The organism is Pseudomonas sp. R4-34-07, assembly GCF_003852375.1.
Classification (GTDB): Bacteria; Pseudomonadota; Gammaproteobacteria; order Pseudomonadales; family Pseudomonadaceae; genus Aquipseudomonas.
The window spans coordinates 3,699,855-3,722,857 of record NZ_CP027760.1; the positions used below are offsets into that span (position 1 = coordinate 3,699,855).

General features: G+C 59.8%; 17 protein-coding genes and 4 tRNA genes. 8 read left to right on the top strand and 13 right to left on the bottom strand.

All coding sequences use genetic code 11. The features are described from left to right. Positions 1–22 precede the first annotated feature (22 nt). From C4J85_RS17000 to C4J85_RS17040, 9 genes are all read right to left on the bottom strand, one after another. Positions 23–295: an HU family DNA-binding protein gene (locus tag C4J85_RS17000; protein WP_003174819.1), complete on the bottom strand. Its 273-nt coding sequence runs from the start codon at positions 293–295 to the stop codon at positions 23–25. A gap of 149 nt (positions 296–444) precedes the next feature. Next, positions 445–2,841, bottom strand: coding sequence for an endopeptidase La (gene lon, locus C4J85_RS17005; RefSeq protein ID WP_124367501.1), 2,397 nt, complete (start codon positions 2,839–2,841; stop codon positions 445–447). Positions 2,842–3,031: 190 nt separating this feature from the next. Then, positions 3,032–4,315, bottom strand: a complete 1,284-nt coding sequence (clpX, locus tag C4J85_RS17010) for an ATP-dependent Clp protease ATP-binding subunit ClpX (protein ID WP_010209414.1) — start codon at positions 4,313–4,315, stop codon at positions 3,032–3,034. 112 nt (positions 4,316–4,427) lie between these two features. After that, positions 4,428–5,063: an ATP-dependent Clp endopeptidase proteolytic subunit ClpP gene (clpP, locus tag C4J85_RS17015; protein WP_003174822.1), complete on the bottom strand. Its 636-nt coding sequence runs from the start codon at positions 5,061–5,063 to the stop codon at positions 4,428–4,430. A gap of 91 nt (positions 5,064–5,154) precedes the next feature. Beyond that, positions 5,155–6,465: a trigger factor gene (gene tig / locus C4J85_RS17020; protein WP_124363387.1), complete on the bottom strand. Its 1,311-nt coding sequence runs from the start codon at positions 6,463–6,465 to the stop codon at positions 5,155–5,157. Positions 6,466–6,865: 400 nt separating this feature from the next. Beyond that, a tRNA-His gene (locus tag C4J85_RS17025) sits at positions 6,866–6,941 on the bottom strand. 77 nt (positions 6,942–7,018) lie between these two features. Further along, a tRNA-Leu gene (locus C4J85_RS17030) sits at positions 7,019–7,103 on the bottom strand. Between the two features lie 55 nt (positions 7,104–7,158). Next, a tRNA-His gene (locus C4J85_RS17035) sits at positions 7,159–7,234 on the bottom strand. 32 nt (positions 7,235–7,266) lie between these two features. After that, positions 7,267–7,343, bottom strand: a tRNA-Arg gene (locus C4J85_RS17040). Positions 7,344–7,617: 274 nt separating this feature from the next. On the opposite strand from C4J85_RS17040, the gene folD reads away from it, so the two are divergent. Both folD and pbpG read left to right on the top strand, forming a co-directional pair. Then, positions 7,618–8,472: a bifunctional methylenetetrahydrofolate dehydrogenase/methenyltetrahydrofolate cyclohydrolase FolD gene (gene folD, locus C4J85_RS17045; RefSeq protein ID WP_124371143.1), complete on the top strand. Its 855-nt coding sequence runs from the start codon at positions 7,618–7,620 to the stop codon at positions 8,470–8,472. A 205-nt stretch (positions 8,473–8,677) separates the two neighbouring features. Continuing rightward, positions 8,678–9,601 carry a D-alanyl-D-alanine endopeptidase gene (gene pbpG, locus C4J85_RS17050; protein ID WP_124367503.1) on the top strand — a complete coding sequence of 308 codons (924 nt, stop codon included), beginning with the start codon at positions 8,678–8,680 and terminating at the stop codon, positions 9,599–9,601. A gap of 126 nt (positions 9,602–9,727) precedes the next feature. Here the strand turns inward: pbpG and C4J85_RS17055 are convergent, their stop codons facing one another. Then, complete coding sequence (locus tag C4J85_RS17055; RefSeq protein ID WP_124367504.1) at positions 9,728–10,390, bottom strand: peptidase C39 family protein; 663 nt, start codon at positions 10,388–10,390, stop codon at positions 9,728–9,730. Between the two features lie 213 nt (positions 10,391–10,603). Between C4J85_RS17055 and C4J85_RS27530 the strand changes: the two genes are divergently transcribed. Then, positions 10,604–10,765: a hypothetical protein gene (locus C4J85_RS27530; protein ID WP_164484550.1), complete on the top strand. Its 162-nt coding sequence runs from the start codon at positions 10,604–10,606 to the stop codon at positions 10,763–10,765. On the opposite strand, the gene C4J85_RS17060 is transcribed toward C4J85_RS27530, so the two are convergent. Beyond that, positions 10,762–11,172 (bottom strand): hypothetical protein, encoded by a 411-nt coding sequence (locus C4J85_RS17060; protein ID WP_124410284.1) that lies wholly within the window; start codon positions 11,170–11,172, stop codon positions 10,762–10,764. The two genes, C4J85_RS27530 and C4J85_RS17060, sit on opposite strands and share 4 nt — an antisense overlap. Before the next feature lie 205 nt (positions 11,173–11,377). Here C4J85_RS17060 and C4J85_RS17065 point away from each other — a divergent pair, with 205 nt between their 5' ends. The 4 genes from C4J85_RS17065 to C4J85_RS17080 all read left to right on the top strand — a co-directional run bounded on the left by C4J85_RS17065 (position 11,378) and on the right by C4J85_RS17080 (position 17,841). Further along, on the top strand, positions 11,378–14,599 hold the full coding sequence (locus C4J85_RS17065; protein WP_124410285.1) for an efflux RND transporter permease subunit: 3,222 nt from the start codon (positions 11,378–11,380) through the stop codon (positions 14,597–14,599). Further along, complete coding sequence (locus C4J85_RS17070; protein WP_124410286.1) at positions 14,589–15,758, top strand: efflux RND transporter periplasmic adaptor subunit; 1,170 nt, start codon at positions 14,589–14,591, stop codon at positions 15,756–15,758. The genes C4J85_RS17065 and C4J85_RS17070 overlap by 11 nt, the downstream gene beginning before the upstream one ends. Next, complete coding sequence (locus tag C4J85_RS17075) at positions 15,742–17,160, top strand: efflux transporter outer membrane subunit (protein WP_124410287.1); 1,419 nt, start codon at positions 15,742–15,744, stop codon at positions 17,158–17,160. Before C4J85_RS17070 ends, C4J85_RS17075 begins: the two co-directional genes overlap by 17 nt. 222 nt (positions 17,161–17,382) lie before the next feature. Then, positions 17,383–17,841 carry a transposase gene (locus tag C4J85_RS17080; protein WP_124410288.1) on the top strand — a complete coding sequence of 153 codons (459 nt, stop codon included), beginning with the start codon at positions 17,383–17,385 and terminating at the stop codon, positions 17,839–17,841. Between the two features lie 141 nt (positions 17,842–17,982). Here C4J85_RS17080 and C4J85_RS17090 read toward each other — a convergent pair whose 3' ends face one another. Both C4J85_RS17090 and C4J85_RS17095 read right to left on the bottom strand, forming a co-directional pair. Next, positions 17,983–19,266, bottom strand: coding sequence for a Zn-dependent hydrolase (locus C4J85_RS17090; protein WP_124410290.1), 1,284 nt, complete (start codon positions 19,264–19,266; stop codon positions 17,983–17,985). 103 nt (positions 19,267–19,369) lie between these two features. Beyond that, positions 19,370–20,863, bottom strand: coding sequence for an NCS1 family nucleobase:cation symporter-1 (locus C4J85_RS17095; protein WP_124410291.1), 1,494 nt, complete (start codon positions 20,861–20,863; stop codon positions 19,370–19,372). Positions 20,864–21,466: 603 nt separating this feature from the next. Between C4J85_RS17095 and hydA the strand changes: the two genes are divergently transcribed. Continuing rightward, the gene (hydA, locus tag C4J85_RS17100; protein ID WP_124407614.1) at positions 21,467–22,906 is read left to right on the top strand and encodes a dihydropyrimidinase; all 1,440 of its coding nucleotides are present in this window, start codon (positions 21,467–21,469) and stop codon (positions 22,904–22,906) included. Positions 22,907–23,003 lie beyond the last annotated feature (97 nt).

Consider the following 23,003-nt stretch of genomic DNA (forward strand, 5'->3'; position numbering starts at 1 on the left):
TAAGCAAAGGCTTGATCGAAGCTTAGTTAACGGCTTCTTTCAGGGCTTTACCGGCTTTGAAACCTGGTTTCTTGGCAGCAGCGATTTGCAGTGCTTTGCCGGTCTGTGGGTTACGGCCAGTGCGAGCTGGGCGGTCAGTCACAGAGAAAGTACCGAAGCCTACCAGTACCACGGAGTCGCCGGCCTTCAGAGCGCCAGTGACGGATTCGATTACTGCGTCCAGCGCACGGCCGGCAGCAGCTTTCGGGATATCAGCGGATGCAGCGATAGCATCAATCAGTTCCGACTTGTTCACTCTAAGTCCCCTTATATATCTATGAGTATGATTCTAAGTTTTTTGGTAAAAAGCAAAAACCAGTGCTGAATGGCCTACAGACACTTAAGAGCCGCTTTATAACAAGGGCTCTAAAAAGCTGTCAAGGAAGCCCCCCAGGCTTCAACACCTTAATGCGTGCTAATTCTTTCCTTGGAATCCGACTCGCGCTTTTCGTCCTTCGCGACAATCTCCGGAGCCACATCCGGCAAGGGCTCCGGCGCGTATTGCAGCGCAATTTGCAGGACTTCGTCAATCCATTTAACCGGTTTAATCTGAAGATCCTGCTTGATATTGTCAGGAATTTCCTTCAAGTCGCGAACATTCTCTTCAGGAATGATCACGGTCTTGATTCCACCCCGGTGTGCAGCGAGTAATTTCTCTTTCAGCCCACCGATGGCCAATACCTGGCCGCGCAGGGTAATTTCCCCGGTCATCGCCACATCGGCGCGCACCGGAATACCGGTCAATGCCGACACCAGCGCCGTGCACATGCCTACGCCGGCGCTCGGGCCGTCCTTCGGCGTCGCGCCTTCCGGCATGTGGATATGGGTGTCGTGCTTCTCGTGGAAGTCCAGGGGAATACCCAGGCTCCTGGCGCGACTGCGCACCACGGTCTGCGCGGCGGTGATCGATTCGACCATCACATCGCCGAGAGAGCCGGTCTTGATCAACTGGCCCTTGCCCGGGATCACGGCAGCTTCGATGGTCAGCAACTCGCCGCCCACCTGGGTCCATGCCAGGCCAGTCACCTGCCCTACCTGGTCCTGCTGCTCGGCCAGGCCGTAGCGGAATTTACGCACACCCAGGAAATGCTCCAGCGCGTCGGCCGTCACCTTCACAGAGAAGCGTTTCTCCAAGGAATGTTCCTTGACCGCCTTGCGGCAGATTTTCGCGATCTGACGCTCAAGGCCCCGTACACCGGCCTCGCGGGTGTAATAGCGCACGATGTCACGGATCGCTTCGACGTCAAATTCGATCTCGCCTTTCTTCAGGCCGTTGGCCGCAGTCTGCTTGGGCGCGAGGTATTTGACGGCGATGTTGATCTTCTCGTCTTCGGTGTAACCCGGCAGACGAATCACCTCCATCCGATCCAGCAAGGCTGGCGGAATGTTCATGGAGTTGGAGGTGCACAGGAACATGACGTCAGACAGGTCGTAGTCGACTTCCAGGTAATGGTCGTTGAAGTTGTGGTTCTGCTCGGGATCGAGTACCTCAAGCAACGCCGACGCCGGATCGCCACGCATGTCGCTGCCCATCTTGTCGATTTCATCGAGCAGGAACAGCGGGTTGCGCACGCCCACTTTTGTCATCTTTTGAATCAATCTTCCTGGCATCGAACCGATGTAAGTCCGGCGATGGCCACGGATTTCCGCTTCGTCACGCACGCCGCCGAGGGCCATGCGCACGAACTTGCGGTTGGTCGCACTGGCAATCGACTCGGCCAGCGAAGTTTTACCCACCCCAGGCGGACCGACCAGGCACAACACCGGGCCGCGAATTTTCTTCACGCGCTTTTGTACCGCGAGGTATTCAAGGATACGCTCCTTGACCTCTTCAAGGCCGTAGTGGTCGGCATCGAGGATTTCTTCGGCGCGGGTCAGGTCCAGGCGTACCTTGGTCTGAGCCTTCCACGGCACCTGCACCAGCCAATCGATGTAGGAACGAACCACAGTGGCTTCGGCCGACATCGGCGACATTTGCTTGAGCTTGTTCAGCTCGGCCGTGGCCTTGGTCAGCGCGTCTTTCGGCAGGCCAGCGGCATCGATACGCTTTTTCAGCTCTTCGATTTCGTTGTGGCCTTCCTCACCGTCGCCGAGTTCTTTCTGAATGGCCTTCATCTGCTCATTCAGGTAGTACTCGCGCTGGCTGCGCTCCATTTGTTTCTTCACGCGGCCGCGGATGCGCTTCTCGACCTGCAGCAGGTCGATTTCGCCATCCAGCAGCGCCAGCACATGCTCGACACGGGCCGACAGATCGATGATTTCGAGGATGTCCTGCTTCTGCTCGATCTTCAGCGCCATGTGCGCAGCCATGGTGTCGACCAGACGACTTGGCTCATCGATGCTGTTGAGCGACGAGAGGACTTCAGCCGGGACTTTCTTGCCCAGTTGCACATACTGCTCGAACTGCGAAAGCAGGCTGCGCACGAACACTTCGGATTCACGCTCAGGGGCTTCGACTTCGTCGATCAGCGCCACTTCGGCGCGCAGGTGGCCATCCACCTCCATGAAACGCTCTACTGCGCCGCGCTGCTCGCCTTCCACGAGTACCTTGACGGTACCGTCAGGCAGCTTGAGCAATTGCAGGACAGTCGCAACGGTGCCGACCCGATACAGGGCGTCTTCGCCTGGATCATCATCAGCAGGATTCTTCTGGGCCAACAGCAGGATCTGCTTGTCGCCCGTCATCGCGGCCTCGAGGGCTTCGATAGACTTCTCGCGCCCCACGAACAGCGGGATAACCATGTGCGGATAGACGACGACATCACGCAACGGCAGGAGAGGCAATTCGATGGTTGTCTTCATGATTTCGCCTCTATGACAGTTGAAAAATAAGCTTGAAACCAAGATGGGGGTTGCATGCAAAAAAAACAAGCGCAATGCCAGCACTTAAACGCATGAATAAACGCGATTTAATCTACCACCCCGCAAAAACACCCGAAAAAAACAAGGGGCCCCGAAAGGCCCCTTGCTTGTACCGCCACTGTAAAGACGCTTACGCGTCAGGTGCAGCCTTGGCAGCCGGCTCACTGTTTTCGTAGATATACAGTGGCTTGGACTTGCCTTCGATAACGCTTTCGTCGATCACCACCTTGCTCACCTCGGACTGCGAGGGGATTTCGTACATGGTGTCGAGCAACACGCCTTCGAGGATCGAACGCAGACCACGTGCACCGGTCTTGCGCTCCAATGCCCGCTTGGCCACTGATTTGAGCGCGTCGGTACGGAACTCGAGGTCCACACCTTCCATCTCGAACAGCTTGGCGTATTGCTTGGTCAGGGCGTTTTTCGGCTCGGTGAGGATCTGAATCAAAGCCGCCTCATCCAGCTCGTCCAACGTGGCCAGGACCGGCAGACGACCGACGAATTCCGGGATCAGGCCGAACTTGACCAGATCGTCAGGTTCGACTTCACGCAGGGACTCGCCTACCTTCTTGCCTTCTTCCTTGCTACGCACTTCCGCGCTGAAACCGATGCCGCCACGGGTGGAACGCTGCTGAATAACCTTTTCCAGCCCGGAGAACGCACCGCCACAAATAAACAGGATGTTACGCGTATCGACCTGTAGGAATTCCTGCTGCGGGTGCTTGCGGCCGCCCTGGGGCGGTACCGAAGCGACCGTGCCTTCGATCAGCTTCAACAGTGCTTGCTGCACGCCTTCACCGGAAACATCCCGAGTGATGGACGGGTTGTCCGACTTGCGCGAGATCTTGTCGATTTCGTCGATGTAGACAATACCCATCTGGGCCTTCTCTACGTCGTAGTCGCACTTCTGCAGCAGTTTCTGAATGATGTTCTCGACATCTTCACCCACGTAGCCAGCCTCGGTGAGGGTGGTGGCGTCGGCGATGGTGAACGGAACGTTCAGCAGGCGAGCGAGGGTTTCCGCAAGCAGGGTTTTACCCGAGCCTGTAGGGCCGATCAGCAGGATGTTACTCTTGCCGAGTTCGACTTCGTCGCCTTTCTTGTCACGCTGGTTCAAGCGCTTGTAGTGGTTGTACACCGCTACGGCCAGAACCTTCTTCGCACGCTCCTGACCAATCACGTACTGGTCAAGGATGCCGCTGATTTCTTTAGGCGATGGGAGTTTGTGCGCACTGCTCTCGGCCTGGGCTTCCTGCACCTCCTCGCGGATGATGTCATTGCACAGGTCGACGCATTCGTCGCAGATAAACACCGAGGGGCCGGCAATCAATTTGCGTACTTCATGCTGGCTTTTGCCACAGAAGGAGCAATAGAGCAGCTTGCCGTTGTCCTCGCCGTTGCGGGTGTCAGTCATTCGTTCGATCCAAATCCGATAGGCTTGCAACACAAGATGAAGGCTTATGCGGGCTTTTTCAAGCCCGCCAGTGGTCGGACATGCCGACCAGCCCTATTTTGAGCGGCTTATATTAAGCGGGGCGCTTTTCGATCACTGCGTCGATCAACCCGTACTCACGGGCGGCTTCAGCACTCATGAAGTTGTCACGGTTGGTATCACGCTCGATTTCTTCAAGTGTGTGCCCGCTGTGCTTGGCCATCAGCGTGTTGAGGCGCTCACGAATGAAGAGGATTTCCTTGGCATGGATTTCGATGTCCGATGCCTGGCCCTGGAAACCACCCAGTGGCTGGTGAATCATCACGCGTGAGTTCGGCAGGCAGTAACGCTTGCCCTCGGCGCCGGCGGTCAGCAGGAACGCACCCATGCTGCAGGCCTGGCCAATGCAGGTAGTCGACACGTTCGGCTTGATGAACTGCATGGTGTCGTAGATCGACATGCCCGCAGTCACCGAACCTCCTGGCGAGTTGATGTAGAGATGGATGTCCTTGTCCGGGTTTTCCGCTTCAAGGAACAGCAGTTGCGCACAGATCAGGTTGGCCATGTAGTCCTCTACCGGGCCAACCAGAAAGATCACTCGCTCCTTGAGCAGGCGCGAGTAGATGTCGTAGGCGCGTTCACCACGAGCGGACTGCTCGACAACCATCGGGACCAGGCCGCCAGCGGCCTGGATATCAGAGTTCTGCTGAATATAGGAATTACGGAACATGCTCTGCAGTTACTCCCAAATAGTCATGTCTTGAAAACGCATAAGCCAGCGCGAGGCTGGCTTATGGTTGAATTTCCAACGAGTTGGACAATCAGTCGGCTTGTGCTGCTTCCGCCGGTTTGACTGCTTCTTCGTAAGAGACCGCTTTATCGGTCACCTTAGCCTTCTGCAGAACAGTATCCACAACTTGTTCTTCCAGCACAACCGAACGTACTTCGTTCAGCTGCTGGTCGTTCTTGTAGTACCAGGACACGACCTGCTCAGGTTCCTGGTAGGCCGACGCCATTTCCTGGATCATTTCGCGAACACGGTCTTCGTCTGGCTTGAGGTCGAACTGCTTGACCACTTCAGCCACGATCAGGCCCAGCACGACGCGGCGCTTGGCTTGCTCTTCGAACAGCTCGGCCGGCAGTTGGTCAGGCTTGATGTTGCCACCAAACTGCTGAACCGCTTGTACGCGCAGGCGATCCACTTCGTTGGACAGCAGGGCCTTAGGCACTTCGATCGGGTTGGCGGCCAGCAGACCGTCCATGACCTGGTTCTTGACCTTGGACTTGATCGCTTGACGCAGCTCACGCTCCATGTTCTTGCGAACTTCGGTGCGGAAGCCTTCGATACCGGTTTCCTTGATGCCGAATTGCGCGAAGAACTCTTCATTCAGCTCTGGCAGCTTAGGCTCGGAAACGCTGTTGACGGTCACGGTGAACTCGGCGGCTTTGCCGGCCAGGTCCAGGTTCTGGTAGTCAGCAGGGAATTCCAGGTTCAGAACGCGTTCTTCGCCGGCTTTGGCGCCAACCAGGCCGTCTTCGAAGCCAGGGATCATGCGGTTGGAACCCAGCACCAGCTGAGTACCCTTGGCGGAGCCACCAGCGAATACTTCGCCGTCAACCTTGCCAACGAAATCGATGTTCAACTGGTCTTCGTTCTGGGCGGCACGCTCGACCACTTCGAAACGGGTGTTCTGCTTGCGCAGGATTTCGAGCATGTTGTCCAGGTCCGAATCAGCCACTTCGGCGCTCAGGCGCTCGATAGCGATACCGTCGAAGCCCGCTACTTCGAATTCCGGGAACACTTCGAATACGGCTACGTATTCCAGGTCCTTGCCGGCTTCCAGGGACTTGGGCTCGATCGAAGGCGAGCCAGCCGGGTTCAGCTTTTGCTCGACAACGGCTTCGTAGAAGGAAGCCTGGATCACGTCACCTACAGCTTCCTGGCGCGCATCGGCACCAAAACGACGCTTGATTTCGCTCATTGGCACTTTGCCTGGACGGAAACCAGCGATCTTGGCCTTTTGGGCAGTCTGCTGCAGACGCTTGTTGACCGCAGTCTCGATACGCTCTGCCGGCACGGTGATGCTCAGGCGGCGCTCGAGAGCAGTAGTATTTTCAACAGAAACTTGCATGGATATTCCTCGTTGCACAGACATTAGCCGGCCATTTCCGACCCCAATCAAGGGCATGCATTCTAGTGGGTCAAACTCAAGAAGTCACCCTACTGAAAATACACCCGGAAACCGCCGGCAATTTATCGGTACGAAGGCACTGAAGTACCTCGCCCCGGTGACAAATACAGCCAATTGCGCCAGGGCTCTGCGCCGCCCCTCTATATATAGAAGAAGCCGCCATTCATCTCCCTGACGGCCCGCCCCGCGAACGGAGCGGACAGGCAACGCGGCATCATCGAGACACACAAATACGACGAAACGCGCTGCCGATGCGGCCCAGTACCTGCGACCGCCGAGATAATCAAACCGCCAAAACCAAAAAAGGCGCCAGACTGTTAAATCTGGCGCCTTTCGAATATGGGGTGGACGAAGGGGATCGAACCCTCGACAACGGGAGTCACAATCCCGTGCTCTACCAACTGAGCTACGCCCACCATATTGCGTTAACAAAGAAACCAAACCACTTCTTTGTCGAACCCTGCCCTGCCTGACGGCCGAGCAACGTTTTATTTGGTGCGGATGAAGAGACTCGAACTCTTACGCCTCGCGGCGCTGGAACCTAAATCCAGTGTGTCTACCAATTCCACCACATCCGCGCTTGAAGCTCTTAAAGCAAAGGCGCCAGACGATTAATCTGGCGCCTTTCAAATATGGGGTGGACGAAGGGGATCGAACCCTCGACAACGGGAGTCACAATCCCGTGCTCTACCAACTGAGCTACGCCCACCATCTAACGCTACTTGTGCCAAAGCTGCCTAATGGCGCACCCGGCAGGACTCGAACCTGCGACCATCCGCTTAGAAGGCGGATGCTCTATCCAGCTGAGCTACGGGCGCCTGATTAATCTGTACTCTTGGAGGATTACAAACTAAGTGTTTCCAGCCTTGCAGCACAACAATTCTGCTCGACCTTCTAACCAGTGCTAGGCTGTGCCCGACAAGTGCGACGAATAGTATAGAGGGTCCCGAAACCCGTCAAATCTTTTTTGAAAAAAACTGATTTTATTTAAGGGGTTAGGGCAATTTGCAGACCAAGCGCCTTTGCCCTCGCGCCCTGGCGTGCGAGAATGCGCGCACTTTTCTTCCCCCTCTCGATGGTTAATCACGCGTAATGACTGCACAACTTATCGACGGCAAATCAATCGCCGCCAGCCTGCGCCAGCAGATCGCCAAACGCGTCACCGAGCGTCGCCAGCAAGGCCTGCGCACGCCTGGCCTCGCGGTGATCCTGGTCGGCAGCGATCCTGCCTCTCAGGTTTATGTCTCGCACAAGCGTAAAGACTGTGAAGAGGTCGGCTTTATTTCCAAAGCCTATGACTTGCCTTCGGAGACCACTCAACAGGCCCTGACCGACCTGATTGACAGCCTCAACGATGACCCGAACATGGACGGCATCCTGCTCCAGCTGCCGCTGCCCGAGCATCTGGATGCCTCCAAACTGCTGGAACGCATCCGCCCGGACAAAGACGTCGATGGCTTCCACCCTTATAACGTCGGCCGCCTGGCCCAGCGCATCCCGCTGCTGCGCCCCTGCACGCCCAAAGGCATCATGACCCTGCTGGAAAGCACCGGGGTTGATCTGTATGGCCTCGACGCGGTTGTGGTTGGCGCCTCGAATATCGTCGGCCGCCCGATGGCGATGGAATTATTGCTGGCCGGCTGCACCGTGACCGTTACCCACCGCTTCACCAAGGATCTCGCCGGCCATGTGGGCCGCGCTGATCTGGTGGTGGTCGCCGCAGGCAAGCCGGGCCTGGTCAAGGGTGAGTGGATCAAGGAAGGCGCGATCGTCATCGACGTTGGCATCAACCGCCAGGATGACGGCAAGCTGGTGGGCGACGTAGTTTACGAGACCGCCCTGCCCCGCGCCGGCTGGATTACCCCGGTTCCAGGCGGTGTGGGCCCGATGACCCGAGCGTGCCTGCTGGAAAATACGCTGTATGCAGCAGAAACCCTGCACAGCTGATAACCAGGCGTACTGAAAAAGCCCTGCCTTATCGCGGGGCTTTTTATTGCCCGAAAAAAAACTGTTTATTCATAGTTTTTAAGTACTTTCGTCCGGATCTGGAAGAACATTCGACAGTTTCTGATCCATACTCCTAAAATGTAACGCCATTTGTCATCAAACCCGTTCCCAGACGGTACTTCTTACTTTTAGCGAGTTCATCCGCGTGAAAATTCGTCTTTCCATTGTCAGCCTACTTTTTGCATTGACAGGCACCTTCGCAAACGCCGCCGAAACCACCTTGGCCCCGCGTGACGCCTCCAAACTGCAAATCGCCTCCGGCAGCGCCATGCTTGTGGATCTACAGACCAACAAGGTCATCTATTCCAGTAACCCCGATGTGGTGGTCCCCATCGCTTCCGTCAGCAAGCTGATGACCGGCCTGATCGTGCTGGAAGCCAAGCAGGACATGGATGAATACATCGACATCAACATCACCGACACACCAGAGATGAAGGGCGTGTTCTCCCGGGTGAAGATCGGTAGCCAAATGCCGCGCAAGGAAATGCTGCTGATCGCGCTGATGTCCTCGGAAAACCGCGCCGCCGCGAGCCTGGCCCACCATTACCCGGGCGGTTACGCGGCTTTCATTGCCGCGATGAACGCCAAGGCCAAGGCGCTGGGCATGACTAGCACCCATTACGTGGAACCTACGGGCCTGTCGATCCATAACGTGTCGACCGCGCGCGACCTGAGCAAGCTGCTGGCCTATGCACGCAAGTTTCCGATGTTGAGCCAGCTGAGTACCACCAAGGAAAAAACCGTGGCGTTCCGCAAGCCCAACTACACCCTGGGTTTCTCCAACACCGACCACCTGATCAACCGGGCCAACTGGGATATCAAGCTGACCAAGACCGGTTTTACCAACCAGGCCGGGCATTGCCTGGTGCTGGTGACCAGCATGGGTAACCGCCCGGTGTCGCTGGTGATCCTGGATGCTTTCGGCAAATTCACCCACTTCGCCGATGCCAGTCGTATTCGCAGCTGGGTCGAAACCGGCAAGGGCGGCGCGGTGCCGGATGTGGCGTTGCGCTACAAGGCTGACAAGAACCTGAAGAACCGTGCGGGTGTGACAGAAGTCCGCCGTTAAAGAACACCGCAGAACCCATGTGGGAGGGGGATTGCTCCCGATAGCAGTGTGTCATTCACAGTAGTCAGTGACTGATCCACCGCTATCGGGGGCAAGTCGAATCGTCGCACCGCCCCTCCCACATTTCTATCTGTGTTCCGCCAGCACCTTGAGTGCTTGGGCCGCCGACTGCTCTTGCCCCGCCTGAGCGGTCGCATTCGCCGCCTCGCGCCAACGCTGCGCGTCCACATTCGCCGGCAACTGGCTCGGACGCTGGGTAAGAATCGCCCAATTCCCTGCGCTCTTCCACGCCGACTCAAAGTCGCTGAAGCCCATCATCAATCGCCGCTCCCTGCCGGAACGCAACAGCACCGTGCTCTTCTGCTGGTTGAATCCCACCACCACGACATAGCGCGGGTCGGACCAGAAGCTTGAGTTGATCCGCGCCATCACCGGGTAGCCCGCCGCCACTTGCGCCAGCACGGCGGTCAGCCTGGCTTCCAGTGGATACACCATCAGCCCGTACTCGCGCGCCAGCTTCTGCATGTTGCGCTCAAGGTCCGCTTCGGCGCCTGGCAAGTGCAGCGGCTTATCCAGCAACCCCGGTGTCATGACAATGCCTTGTTGCGACAGCATGCTGGCCAAAGCCGTAGGACCGCTCTGATAAGCCTCGCTGCGAAAGGTCGGTACGCCGTTGAGTTCAACCCGCTCCGGCAGGCCGGGGAGTTTCGAAGGATGGCTGGAACAGGCCGTCAGCCCCAGGGCGCAGGCCAGCAGGATGGATGCTTTAAGGTTCGACCGTAAGCGCAATTTTTAACTCTCTTGATCAACTGCCGGTGAGGGCCCCGATCATAGGACGCTCTTGGGCAGGGGTATAGCCTCCAGTGTCGGTAAAATGCCCGCGATAGAGCAAACGAGTTGGACAGACACGACCATTGGTCAATAGCAGGCAACCCCCGGGTAGCTAGACTGTCCATTGGGAAGACTGTGTATAAACCCCGGATGGGGCGAAGGGAGGCCTGAATGAGCCTTGCAACGACGATTTTCATGCTGATCTGCGGTTGGCTGGCGGTGGCCGCCGCCATGTTGTGGGGGGTCATGCGCGTGACCCGCCGCCATCATCACCCCCACGTCAAACCCACTGCGCCCGCCAAGCCGCGCAAGGCGACGGCGCATCACGCTTAGCCGGGCATGCACGTGAAGTCTTGCGTGGCGGCAACCTCCTTGCCGTGTCCATCCTTGAGCGCTGCGCGCACGGTGGTCCCGAGGCTCGACTCTTCCAGGGTGTAATGCTCACCCGCCTTGAAATGCCTGTACTCGACCCGGCCCTGGCAGTCCTGCTGGTTGTCGTCACCGGGCTCTTCTTCAAACAGCGTCACGTCCAGGCGATGGTCCCCGGGGCTCACTTCAAAGTAGCGCCCGTCATCCACGCGCTGACCGTCGACGCGCTCGGCCAACAGGTCATTCGGTGCTTCTTCTTTCAAGCCGATCCAGGCTTGGCTCGGGTCGGCCTGGGGTATCGGGCCGGCACACGCGGACAACACCAAGGCGGCAGCCAGGGCGGGAATCAACAACAGGGTTTTCGGTGACATGGCAGGGCTCCAAAGCACATCAGTAAAAAAGGCGTATCCGATGGCTGACAAGCTTGAAGAGCTGCTGTTTGTAGAACAAATGAATACACATGAAAGGATCTTCAGCCGTTACCTAAATCTTCCTTCACCTGGCTGAAAGGTGCGTGTTAGGTGGGTCGGGCAAGACTGCCGGGGTTTGCAATCCTGCTCTTTCGGAGATCCACGCATGCTCGGGCTGGTAAAGACCGCACTGCACAAGCCGTACACCTTCATCGTGTTGGCCATTTTCATCTGCATCATCGGGCCGATGGCGGCCCTGCGTACGCCCACGGATGTGTTCCCCGATATCGGCATCCCGGTGGTTGCCGTGGTCTGGCAGTACAACGGCCTGTCGCCGGACGCCATGGCCGGGCGGGTGATCTACACCTACGAACGCTCCCTGAGCACCACCGTCAACGACATCGAACATATCGAGTCCCAATCCCTGCCCGGCATGGGCATCGTCAAAATTTTCTTCCAACCCGGCGTGGATATCCGCACCGCCAACGCCCAGGTCACGGCGGTGTCACAGACCGTGCTCAAGCAGATGCCACCGGGCATTACGCCGCCGCTGATCCTCAACTACAGCGCCTCCACCGTACCGATCCTGCAAATGGCGTTCTCCAGCCCGAGCCTGTCGGAAGCCAGAATCCGCGACCTGGTGCAGAACAATATCCGCCTGCCGCTGAGCGCCCTGCCCGGCCTGGCGATGCCCACGCCGATGGGCGGCAAGCAACGCCAGATCACCCTCGACCTCGACCCCCAGGCCCTGGCCGCCAAAGGCCTGTCGGCCCAGGACGTCGGCAATGCCCTGGCGCTGCAGAACCAGATCATCCCGGTGGGCACCGCCAAGCTCGGCCGCAACGAATACACGATTTTGCTGAACAACAGCCCCAAGGCCATCGATGAGCTCAATGACTTGCCGATCAAGAATGTCGACGGCGCAATCATCACCATCGGCCAGGTCGCTCACGTGCGGGATGGCTCGCCACCGCAGACCAATATCGTGCGCGTCGACGGCCATCGCGCCGTGCTGATGCCGGCGTTGAAGAACGGCAGTATTTCCACCCTGTCGATCATCGACGGCATCCGCCAGATGCTGCCGCGCATCAACGAAACCCTGCCGCCGTCGCTGAAAACCTCACTGCTGGGCGATGCGTCGGTGTTCGTCAAGCAGTCGGTGGGCAGCGTGGCCCAGGAAGGCATCATCGCCGCCCTGCTGACCAGTGCGATGATCCTGCTGTTTCTCGGCAGCTGGCGCTCGACGCTGATCATCGCCGCGTCGATTCCCCTGGCGGTGCTGTCGGCCATCGCGCTGTTGGCGGTCAGCGGGCAAACCCTGAATGTGATGACCCTGGGCGGCCTGGCCCTGGCGGTGGGCATTCTGGTGGACGACGCCACGGTGACCATCGAAAACATCAACTGGCACCTGGAACAAGGCAAGGCGGTGAAGACGGCGATCCTCGACGGCGCCGCACAAATCGTCGGTCCGGCGTTCGTCTCGCTGCTGTGCATCTGCATCGTGTTCGTGCCGATGTTCTTGCTGCAAGGCATCGCCGGGTATCTGTTCCGGCCGATGGCGCTGGCGGTGATCTTTGCCATGGCCAGTTCATTCATTCTCTCGCGCACCCTGGTGCCGACACTGGCGATGTACCTGCTCAAGCCGCACACGCGGGAGCAAGGTGCAGGGCATCATCCGGAAGATGAATTCATCAATCACCATGAAGGTGATCAGCACAAGAAACCGCGCAATCGACTGCTGCAAGCGGTGCTGAATTTCCAGCAGGGATTCGAGCGGCATTTCTCGAACATCCGCGACACTTACCACGGCCTGCTGCTGCTCGCGGTGGGCGCGCGCAAACGCTTTATCGTCGGTTTTCTCGCCTGCGTGCTGGCCTCGTTCGTGTTATTGCCGAGCCTGGGCCAGGATTTTTTCCCGGCGACCGATGCCGGTGCGCTGGCACTGCATGTGCGCCTGCCGCTGGGTACGCGCATCGAGGAAAGCGCCGCTGCGTTCGACCGCATCGAAGCGCGGATTCGCGAAGTGATCCCGCCCCAAGAGCTGGACACCATCGTCGACAACATCGGCATCCCCCTCAGCGGCATCGACATGGCCTACAGCAGCAGCGGCACCATCGGCCCGCAGGACGGCGATATTCAGGTCACCCTGAAAAAGGACCACGCACCCACCGCCGACTACGTCAAAAGACTGCGTGAAGCCCTGCCGCAAAGCTTCCCCGGCAGCCATTTTGCGTTCCTGCCGGCGGACATCAGCAGCCAGATCCTCAACTTCGGCGCGCCGGCACCGCTGGACGTCAAAATTTCCGGGCGCAGCGATGCCGAAAACCGCGCCTATGCCATGGAGCTCGAACGGCGCCTGCAACACGTGCCCGGCATCGCCGACCTGCGTATCCAGCAATCCACCGGTTATCCGTCGCTGCAGGTGAATGTGGACCGCCTGCGAGCCAATGGCCTGGGCATCACCGAGAAAGACGTGACCAACAGCATGGTCGCCTCCCTCGCCGGCAGTTCCCAGGTGGCGCCGACGTTCTGGCTGAACCCGGCCAATGGCGTGTCCTACTCGATCGTGGCCGCAACGCCGCAATACCGCCTCGACAGCCTGCCTTCGCTGGAGGCGCTGCCGGTGACCGGTGCCGACGGCCAGTCACAAATCCTCGGCGGCGTGGCGAGTATCTCGCGGGTACAAAGCCCGGCGGTGGTCACGCACTACAACATCGAGCCCACCCTGGACCTGTATGCCAACGTGCAAGGCCGCGACCTCGGCGGCGTCGCCCGTGATGTGCAAAAAGTGCTGGATGACACCGCGTCCATGCGCCCCAAAGGCGCGACGATCAGCCTGCACGGGCAGATCGATGCGCTGCATGAGGCGTTCAGCGGGTTGAGCTTCGGCCTGCTCGGCGCGGTGGTGCTGATCTACCTGCTGATCGTGGTCAATTTCCAGTCCTGGGCCGACCCCTTCGTGATCATCACCGCGTTGCCCGCCGCACTGGCGGGGATCGTGTGGATGCTGTTTCTCAGCGGCACCTCGTTATCGGTGCCGGCCCTCACCGGCGCGATCCTGTGCATGGGCGTGGCCACCGCCAACTCGATCCTGGTGGTGAGCTTCTGCCGCGAACGCCTGGCCGAACACGGCGATGCCTTGAAAGCCGCCATGGAAGCCGGTTACACGCGCTTTCGCCCGGTGTGCATGACCGCCCTGGCGATGATCATCGGCATGCTGCCCCTGGCGCTCTCCGAGGAGCAGAACGCGCCGTTGGGCCGCGCGGTGATCGGCGGCTTGATCTTCGCCACCATCGCCACCTTGTTGTTTGTTCCCGTGGTTTTCAGCCTGGTCCACGGCCGTCACCCTACCCGCGCAACTGCTGGAGAAATGCCCCATGTCGTCTGATCACAAACCCTCGCGCAAGCGTCTGATGCTCCTGGGTGTCGGCGGCCTGACCCTGGCCGCCCTGCTGGTCGCCAACGGCTTGCACGCGCGTGCGCTGCATGAACAGTCGGTCAGCGCCTGGACGGAAACCGCGGCCATTCCCCAGGTGCTGGTGTTCCAGCCCAAACAGAATGCCGCGGGCGATACCCTGCGCTTACCCGCGCACCTGGAGGCCTGGAGCAAAGCGCCGATTCATGCGCGGGTCAGCGGCTACCTGAAAGACTGGAAGGTCGACATCGGCAGCCAGGTCAAGGCCGGGCAGGTCCTCGCACAAATCGACAGCCCGGACCTGGACCAGCAACTGGCGCAAACCCACGCCCACCTGGTTCAGGAGCAGGCGAATGCGCGCCTTGCCGCCACCACCGCAACGCGCTGGCAAAACCTGTTGGCCAGTCATTCGGTATCGCGCCAGGAAGCCGATGAAAAAACCTCGAACGCCGCCGCCGCCAAAGCCAATGCCCAGGCTGCCGCCGCCGACTATGCGCGGTTGTGCGCGCTGGAAAGCTACAAGACGATCCGTGCGCCGTTCGCCGGCACCATCACCGCGCGCAACACCGATATCGGCCAGTTGATCAAGGCCGACACCGACAGCGATCCGGAACTGTTCAGCATCGCCGACACCCACCAACTGCGCCTGTACGTGCCGGTGCCACAGAACTACGCGGCGGTGATCCGCCCCGGCCTGGAAGCCGAGCTGAGCGTGCCCGAACATCCGGGCGAACACTTCAAGGCGCACCTGATCGGCGACTCCACCGCCATCGACCGGCGTTCCGGCACCCTGCTCGCGCAGTTCGTCGCCGACAACCCGAACGGTGAGCTGTTGCCCGGCGATTACGCCGAAGCCACCCTGCCGATTCCGGCGGACACCCACGGCGTGAGCATCCCGGCCAGTGCCTTGATCTTCCGTGCCCAGGGCACCCAGGTCGCGGTGCTGGACCGGCACAACCATGTGCACCTGCAAGACATTCATATCGGCCTGGACCTGGGCGAACGCCTGGTGATCGACCAGGGCCTGAAACCCGCCGACCGCATCATCGACAACCCGCCCGACGCCCTGCGCGAAGGCGACCCGGTACAACTGGCCGACGCCACAGGGGGTGCCCATGCGCCCAAGGCTTAAACCTTTTGCGGCCTGCCTGTTGCTGGCGTTGCAAGGCTGCTCCCTGGCGCCCAGCTACCAGGTGCCGTCGGTTGACCTGCCAGCGAGTTATCGCGAACACACCAGCGAGGGCCCGTGGCACAGCGCGCAGCCGTCCGATCAATTGATGCCTCAGTGGTGGAAACTGTACAACGACCCAACGCTCGATGGGCTGCAACAGCAACTGCTCAAGGCCAACCCGGACCTGGCCGCGGCGCTGGCGCATTTTGATGCCTCCCAGGCGTATGCCAGTCAATTGCATGCCGGGCTGTTCCCACAGATCAGCGCCAGCGCGCAGCCGTTGCGCCAGCGGCAATCGGACTCCAGACCGTTGCGCGGTAGTACGCAGCCGTCGGTGTACAACAGCGACACCGCCGGGTTTTCGTTGAGTTACGACCTGGACCTGTGGGGCAAAATCCGCAACCAGGTCGCGGCCGGCGACGCCCAGGCCCAAGCGTCCGGCGATGACTTGGCGGCAGCGCGGTTAAGCCTGCAACGCCAGTTGGCGACGCTGTATGTGCAGCTCAACGGGCTGGATGCGCAGAGCCGGATTCTCGCCCACTCGCTGGAGGATTTCAGCCAGGCGCTGCAACTCACCCGCAGCCGTTATGAGGGCCAGATTGCGTCGGAACTGGACCTGACCCGTGCGCAGAGTCAGTTGGCAGAAGCCAAGGCGCAGCTGGATGACGTGCGCGGGCAGCGCAACCTGACCGAGCATGCCATCGGTGAACTGGTCGGCGTGGCGGCCAGCGATTTCTCCCTGCCGCCCAGCCCGCAGTTGATTGCCTTGCCCGGCATTCCCTCACAGCTGCCGAGCCATCTGCTGCAACGTCGCCCGGATATCGCGGCGGCCGAACGGCGCGTGTTTGCGGCCAATGCCAACATCGGCGTGGCCAAGGCGGCCTGGTATCCGGACTTCAGCCTGACCGGGTTGATCGGCGGCCAGACCCAGGGCGTGGGCAACCTGCTTGCGGCGGGTAATCGGTATTGGGCGCTGGGGCCGTTGATGAACCTGCCGATTTTTGATGGCGGGCGCTTGAGTGCCAACGAACGCCAGGCCAAGGCCGAGTTTGAAGAAGCGTCGGCGCAGTACCGCAGCCAGGTGCTGAAGGCCGTGCGCGAGGTCGAAGATAACCTGGCGCAACTGCGGGATTTGCAGCAGGAGGCGCAGGATGAACAAGCGGCGGCGGATGCGGCGCAGCACACGCAAGTATTGGCAATGAACAGCTATCAGGCCGGAGCCGTGAGTTATCTGGATGTGGTCACCGCGCAAACGGCGGCGTTGCAGGCGCAGCGGACGTTGCAGGCGGTGCAGACGCGGCAGTTGCAGGCGAGTGTGGGGTTGGTGACGGCGCTGGGGGGTGGCTGGGAATCGGGCGGCTGAGGCTGCACGTTCGGCGGCGTTAGTTCCGGCCTCATCGGGAGCAAGCCCCCTCCCACATTGGTTTTGTGCCAGACACACAATGTATGAACACTGCCGGGCCCATGTGGGAGGGGGCTTGCTCCCGATAGCGCCCTTCCAGACACATCCTGCCAAAAGCCTGCACGACACCTTCACCCCACCCCTTCTAGCCTCTCAGCATCCACTTAGCAGAGAGGCCAAGGAATGCCTGATCTACCCGCTTCACATCGCCTGCGCATCGGCCGGTTCAGCGAACCGAACCGCATCTACTTGATCACCACCAATACCCATGAACGTATTCGCCTATTCAGCGATTTTCATCTCGGGCGTCTGGTCGTCTGGCAGTTTCGGCTAGCCCAATACCAAGGGCTGGCGAACTCCCTGGCATGGGTGATCATGCCCGACCATTTCCACTGGATTATCGAGTTGAAAAAAGGCTCGCTGGCAAACCTGATGTGCCAGGTGAAATCCAAAAGTACACGAACCGTCAACGGCGCGACTGGCCGCAAAGGCCGGCTCTGGCAGGAAAGCTTCCACGACCGGGCACTTCGCAAAGAAGATGACCTTGTAAAAATAGCCCGTTATGTAGTGGCCAACCCATTGCGAGCCGGATTGGTCGAGCGAATTGGCGACTACCCATTGTGGGATGCCATCTGGGTCTGACGCCTGGCAACATTTTCAGAAACAACACAGGTCAAATGTGGGAGGGGGCTTGCTCCCGATGGCGGTGTATCAGTCACCAAACTTATTCACTGACCCACCGCCATCGGGAGCAAGCCCCCTCCCACATTTTTTTTCCGCATTTCAGGCCGCAAGCGTGCCACTGGCAATGGCCGCCGAAGCGGCCAGCATGGCGCGCAACAGCACCGCACACCCCGCTGCCAGATCATCCGGCGCGGCGTTCTCGATTTCGTTATGGCTGATGCCACCCTCACACGGCACGAAGATCATTCCCGCCGGTCCCAGTTCGGCGAGGAAAATCGCGTCGTGCCCGGCCCCGCTGACGATGTCCATGTTCGACAAGCCCAGGCCATTCGCCGCATCGCGCACGGCGTCTACGCAGCCTTTGTCGAAGTACAGCGGCGGGAAGTCGGCGGTGGGTTCCAACTCGAAACTCAACCCATGTTTGGCGCAGGTCTCATCAATCACCGTGCGCACCTGGGCAATCATCGAATCCAGCCGCGCCGGCTCCAAGTGACGAAAATCCAGGGTCATGCGCACTTCACCGGGAATGACATTGCGCGAACCGGGATACGCCTGCAGGCAACCCACGGTCCCACAGGCGTGCGGCTGATGCCCCAGCGCCGCCGCATTCACCGCAGCCACCACCGCTGCCGCGCCGACCAAAGCGTCCTTGCGCAAGTGCATCGGCGTAGGCCCCGCGTGTGCTTCGACGCCGCGCAGTTTCAGGTCGAACCATTTCTGCCCGAGTGCGCCGAGCACCACGCCGATGGTCTTTTTCTCATCCTCCAGGATCGGCCCCTGTTCGATATGCGCTTCGAAGTACGCCCCAACCTTGTGCCCGCTTACCGGCCGCGTACCCGCATAGCCGATCGCATTCAACGCATCGCCCACGCTGACGCCGTCTGCATCGACCTTGGCCAAGGTCTCGGCCAGGGTGAATTTTTCGGCAAACACCCCGGAGCCCATCATGCAGGGTGGAAAGCGCGAGCCTTCTTCGTTGGTCCACACCACCACCTCCAGCGGCGCCTCGGTTTCAAGCTTGAGGTCGTTGAGGGTACGCAAGACTTCCACTCCGGCCAGCACGCCGAAGCAACCGTCGAACTTGCCGCCCGTGGGCTGGGTGTCGATGTGGCTGCCGGTCATCACCGGCGGCAGGTCGGGATTGCGCCCAGGACGCCGGGCGAAAATATTGCCGATGCCGTCGACGGTCACCGTGCAACCGGCCTGCTCGCACCACTGCACGAACAGGTCGCGCGCCTTGCGGTCGAGATCGGTGAGGGCCAGCCGGCACACCCCACCTTTTGGGGTGGCGCCGAGTTTGGCCAGGTCCATCAACGACTGCCACAAGCGGTCGCGGTTGATGTGCTGATGGGTCGATTGCAAAACGTCGAGGGCAGCGTTCATGGGGATCTCCTCAGGCTGTAAGCTCTTATGAATTGACGCGATTCCAACAGTCAATAAGTGGCCAAATGTGGGAGGGGGCTTGCCCCCGATAGCGGTGGTTCAGTTACAGTTGAGTTGATTGACACACGGGCATCGGGGTGATTGCGCGCCGGGCATTCAGACCGTAATACAACACCCCGCCCAATGCCGAACCGGTGAACCAGCCGTAGCTGTAGAACCAACTGAATGCATCGCTGCCCAGGGACAGCAAGGTCAGCACCACCGGCACGCCAAAGGCGACGAAGCCGCTCCAGTTCCACGCCGGGTACACGTCGTCGCGGTACAAACCGGCCAGGTCCAGCTGCTGTCTGCGGGTGATGAAGTAGTCCACCACCATGATCCCGGCGATCGGCCCCAACAGGCTGGAGTAGCCGAGCAGCCAGTTGGAATACACCGTCTCCAGGCTGACATCGGACACGATCAGCCCGAGTTTTTTCAGCAGCTCATGGGCCATCAACGCCAGCCCCACCACCCCGGTAAGAATCACCGCCGTGGTGCGGTTGATCAACTTGGGCGCAATGTTCTGGAAGTCGTTGGTCGGCGAGACAATGTTCGCCGCCGTGTTGGTGGACAAGGTGGCGATGATGATCAGCGCCATGGCGATGGCGACCCACACCGGGCTCTGGATATGGCCAATCAGGGTGACCGGGTCGGACACGCTGACCCCCACCAGTTTCACCGAAGCCGCCGTCATGATCACGCCCAGCGCGGCGAACAGGAACATGGTCAGCGGCAGGCCGAAAATCTGCCCGAGGATCTGGTCCTTCTGGCTTTTGGCGTAGCGGCTGAAGTCCGGGATATTCAGCGACAAGGTGGCCCAGAACCCGACCATGGCAGTCAGGCCCGCCATGAAATAACCGGTGAGGCTCGCGCCTTCGGGGCGCTTGGGTGGAATCGCCATCAGCTCACTGAGGGACACATTCGGCATCGCCCACACCAGCAGGCCGATACCCACCGCGACCAGCAGCGGCGCCGACAGGGTTTCCAGGCGCTTGATCGACTCGGCGCCGCGCAGCACCACCCACAAATTCAGGCACCAGAAAATCATGAAACCGATCACCTCACCGGTGCCGCCAAGGGATTTCCAGCCCTCGAAAATCGAGCCCAGGAACAAGTGAATCGCCAGGCCGCCAAACATCGTCTGGATGCCAAACCAGCCGCACGCCACCAGCGCCCGAATCAGGCATGGCACGTTGGAGCCGAGGATGCCGAAGGATGAGCGCAATAGCACCGGAAACGGGATGCCGTATTTCGTACCGGGAAACGCATTGAGCGTGAGGGGGATGAGCACCACGATGTTGGCCAGCAAAATCGCCATCAGCGCCTCGCCCACCGACAACCCGAAATACGCGGTGAGCACACCGCCCAGGGTGTAGGTCGGCACACAGATCGACATGCCGACCCACAGCGCAGTGATGTGCCATTTGTTCCAGGTGCGTTCGTGCACCTTGGTCGGTGCCATGTCGTGGTTGTAGCGAGGGCTGTCGAGGACGTCGGGGCCGGCGTCGAGTTCGTACAGGCCGTTACGTTCGATGACTTGCGATCTGTTCTGTTGCATGGCCGCTCCACGGTTTTTTTAAAATTATTCTTGCTCACCTGCACGGTTAGGGCAGGTTGCCGGAGTACCTCGTCGACAACATGACATCTCGGGCCCGGCCAGCCGCCACTGCACTCAATAACCGTGCCGACAACTGCTTCCCGACCCACGCTGCATCTATAACTGGCTGATGTTTATCAGCTTTATCCGGTTGACCGATTGCGTCTTCGGAACTTGCCCTGGGAACTCAGGGTGAATAGCAAGGAAGTTGTCCGAACCTTCAGGACTCAATCTGGTGCAACACAATTATTTTTATTTCCCGGCCCCGTCAAGCGCCATCGTTCAACCGGCTGATTTGCAATAAGAAATGCTGTTCAAATTGACAACCTGTCAAGTGCGTCAAAATGGTGTTTGGGTGCTTCATTTTGGTGAATTTTAATTTTTATTGTTTTAAATCAAATAGTTATATCAGTTATAAGCTTAATAAAAATATTCTTGCCCAATCGAAAAACTCGGGCTAGTTTCTATTCCTGTCACCGATGACAGGAATCAACCGGTTATCGGCGAGCCGTATTACAACACTTAGAACTGGCACAAGCCGGTCAAGCCTGTGAGGAACTCGACATGTCGCTGTTGATCCGTGGCGCTACCGTTGTTACCCATGATGAAAGTTACCGCGCCGATGTGTTATGCGCAGGCGGTCTGATTCGCGCTATCGGCACGGACCTGGATATTCCCGCCGGTACTGAAACACTCGATGGCAGCGGCCAATACTTGATGCCCGGTGGCATCGATCCCCATACCCATATGCAACTACCGTTCATGGGCACCGTGGCCAGCGAAGACTTTTTCAGTGGCACGGCGGCGGGGCTGGCCGGTGGCACCACGTCGATCATCGACTTCGTGATCCCCAACCCGCAGCAGTCGTTGATGGAGGCGTTCCACCAGTGGCGCGGCTGGGCCGAGAAATCGGCGTCCGACTACGGCTTTCATGTGGCGATCACCTGGTGGAGCGAACAGGTCCGCGAGGAAATGGCCGAGCTGGTCAGCCATCACGGCATCAACAGCTTCAAGCATTTCATGGCCTACAAGAACGCGATCATGGCGGCCGACGACACCCTGGTCGCCAGTTTCGAACGTTGCCTGGAACTGGGCGCGGTGCCCACGGTGCATGCGGAAAACGGCGAGCTGGTCTATCACCTGCAACGCAAGCTGATGGCCCAGGGCATCACCGGGCCGGAAGCGCATCCGCTGTCGCGTCCTTCCCAGGTGGAAGGCGAAGCGGCCAGCCGTGCGATCCGCATCGCCGAGACCATCGGCACGCCGTTATACCTGGTGCACGTTTCCACCCAGGAGGCGCTGGACGAAATCACCTATGCCCGGGGCAAGGGCCAGGCGGTCTACGGGGAAGTGCTCGCCGGCCACTTGCTGCTGGACGACAGCGTCTATCAACACCCCGACTGGCAGACCGCCGCCGGCTACGTGATGAGCCCACCGTTCCGCCCGCGCGGGCACCAGGAGGCACTGTGGCACGGTCTGCAATCGGGCAACCTGCACACCACCGCTACCGACCACTGCTGCTTCTGCGCCGAGCAAAAGGCCGCCGGGCGTGACGACTTCAGCAAGATCCCCAACGGCACCGCCGGTATCGAAGACCGTATGGCGCTGTTGTGGCACGAGGGCGTCAACACCGGGCGCCTGTCGATGCAGGCATTCGTCGCGCTGACCTCCACCAACACCGCAAAGATCTTCAACCTCTACCCGCGCAAAGGCGCGATTCGCGTCGGCGCCGATGCCGACCTGGTGCTGTGGGACCCGGAGGGCACGCGCACCATTTCCGCCAAGACCCACCATCAACAAGTCGATTTCAACATCTTCGAAGGCAAGACCGTACGCGGCGTGCCGAGCCACACCATCAGCCAGGGCAAGCTGGTCTGGGCCGATGGCGACCTGCGCGCCGAGCGTGGGGCCGGGCGCTATGTGCAGCGGCCGGCGTATCCGGCGGTGTTCGAACAGTTGCGCAAGCGGGCGGAGCATTCCAGGCCCACTGCGGTGAAACGCTGAACATACAGCGCACATGATCATTCCCACGCTCTGCGTGGGAATGCAGCAAGGGACGCTCCGCGTTCCAAGAGCGGACGCAGAGCGTCCAGTGAGGCAT

Bases quoted from the DNA above. Each gene is read 5' to 3' on its own strand.
- lon (WP_124367501.1), bottom strand. From the start codon at position 2,841: ATGAAGACAACCATCGAATTGCCTCTCCTGCCGTTGCGTGATGTCGTC.
- clpX (WP_010209414.1), bottom strand. From the start codon at position 4,315: ATGACTGACACCCGCAACGGCGAGGACAACGGCAAGCTGCTCTATTGC.
- clpP (WP_003174822.1), bottom strand. From the start codon at position 5,063: ATGTTCCGTAATTCCTATATTCAGCAGAACTCTGATATCCAGGCCGCT.
- tig (WP_124363387.1), bottom strand. From the start codon at position 6,465: ATGCAAGTTTCTGTTGAAAATACTACTGCTCTCGAGCGCCGCCTGAGC.
- folD (WP_124371143.1), top strand. From the start codon at position 7,618: ATGACTGCACAACTTATCGACGGCAAATCAATCGCCGCCAGCCTGCGC.
- C4J85_RS27530 (WP_164484550.1), top strand. From the start codon at position 10,604: ATGAGCCTTGCAACGACGATTTTCATGCTGATCTGCGGTTGGCTGGCG.
- C4J85_RS17060 (WP_124410284.1), bottom strand. From the start codon at position 11,172: ATGTCACCGAAAACCCTGTTGTTGATTCCCGCCCTGGCTGCCGCCTTG.
- C4J85_RS17065 (WP_124410285.1), top strand. From the start codon at position 11,378: ATGCTCGGGCTGGTAAAGACCGCACTGCACAAGCCGTACACCTTCATC.
- C4J85_RS17070 (WP_124410286.1), top strand. From the start codon at position 14,589: ATGTCGTCTGATCACAAACCCTCGCGCAAGCGTCTGATGCTCCTGGGT.
- C4J85_RS17075 (WP_124410287.1), top strand. From the start codon at position 15,742: ATGCGCCCAAGGCTTAAACCTTTTGCGGCCTGCCTGTTGCTGGCGTTG.
- C4J85_RS17080 (WP_124410288.1), top strand. From the start codon at position 17,383: ATGCCTGATCTACCCGCTTCACATCGCCTGCGCATCGGCCGGTTCAGC.
- C4J85_RS17090 (WP_124410290.1), bottom strand. From the start codon at position 19,266: ATGAACGCTGCCCTCGACGTTTTGCAATCGACCCATCAGCACATCAAC.
- C4J85_RS17095 (WP_124410291.1), bottom strand. From the start codon at position 20,863: ATGCAACAGAACAGATCGCAAGTCATCGAACGTAACGGCCTGTACGAA.
- hydA (WP_124407614.1), top strand. From the start codon at position 21,467: ATGTCGCTGTTGATCCGTGGCGCTACCGTTGTTACCCATGATGAAAGT.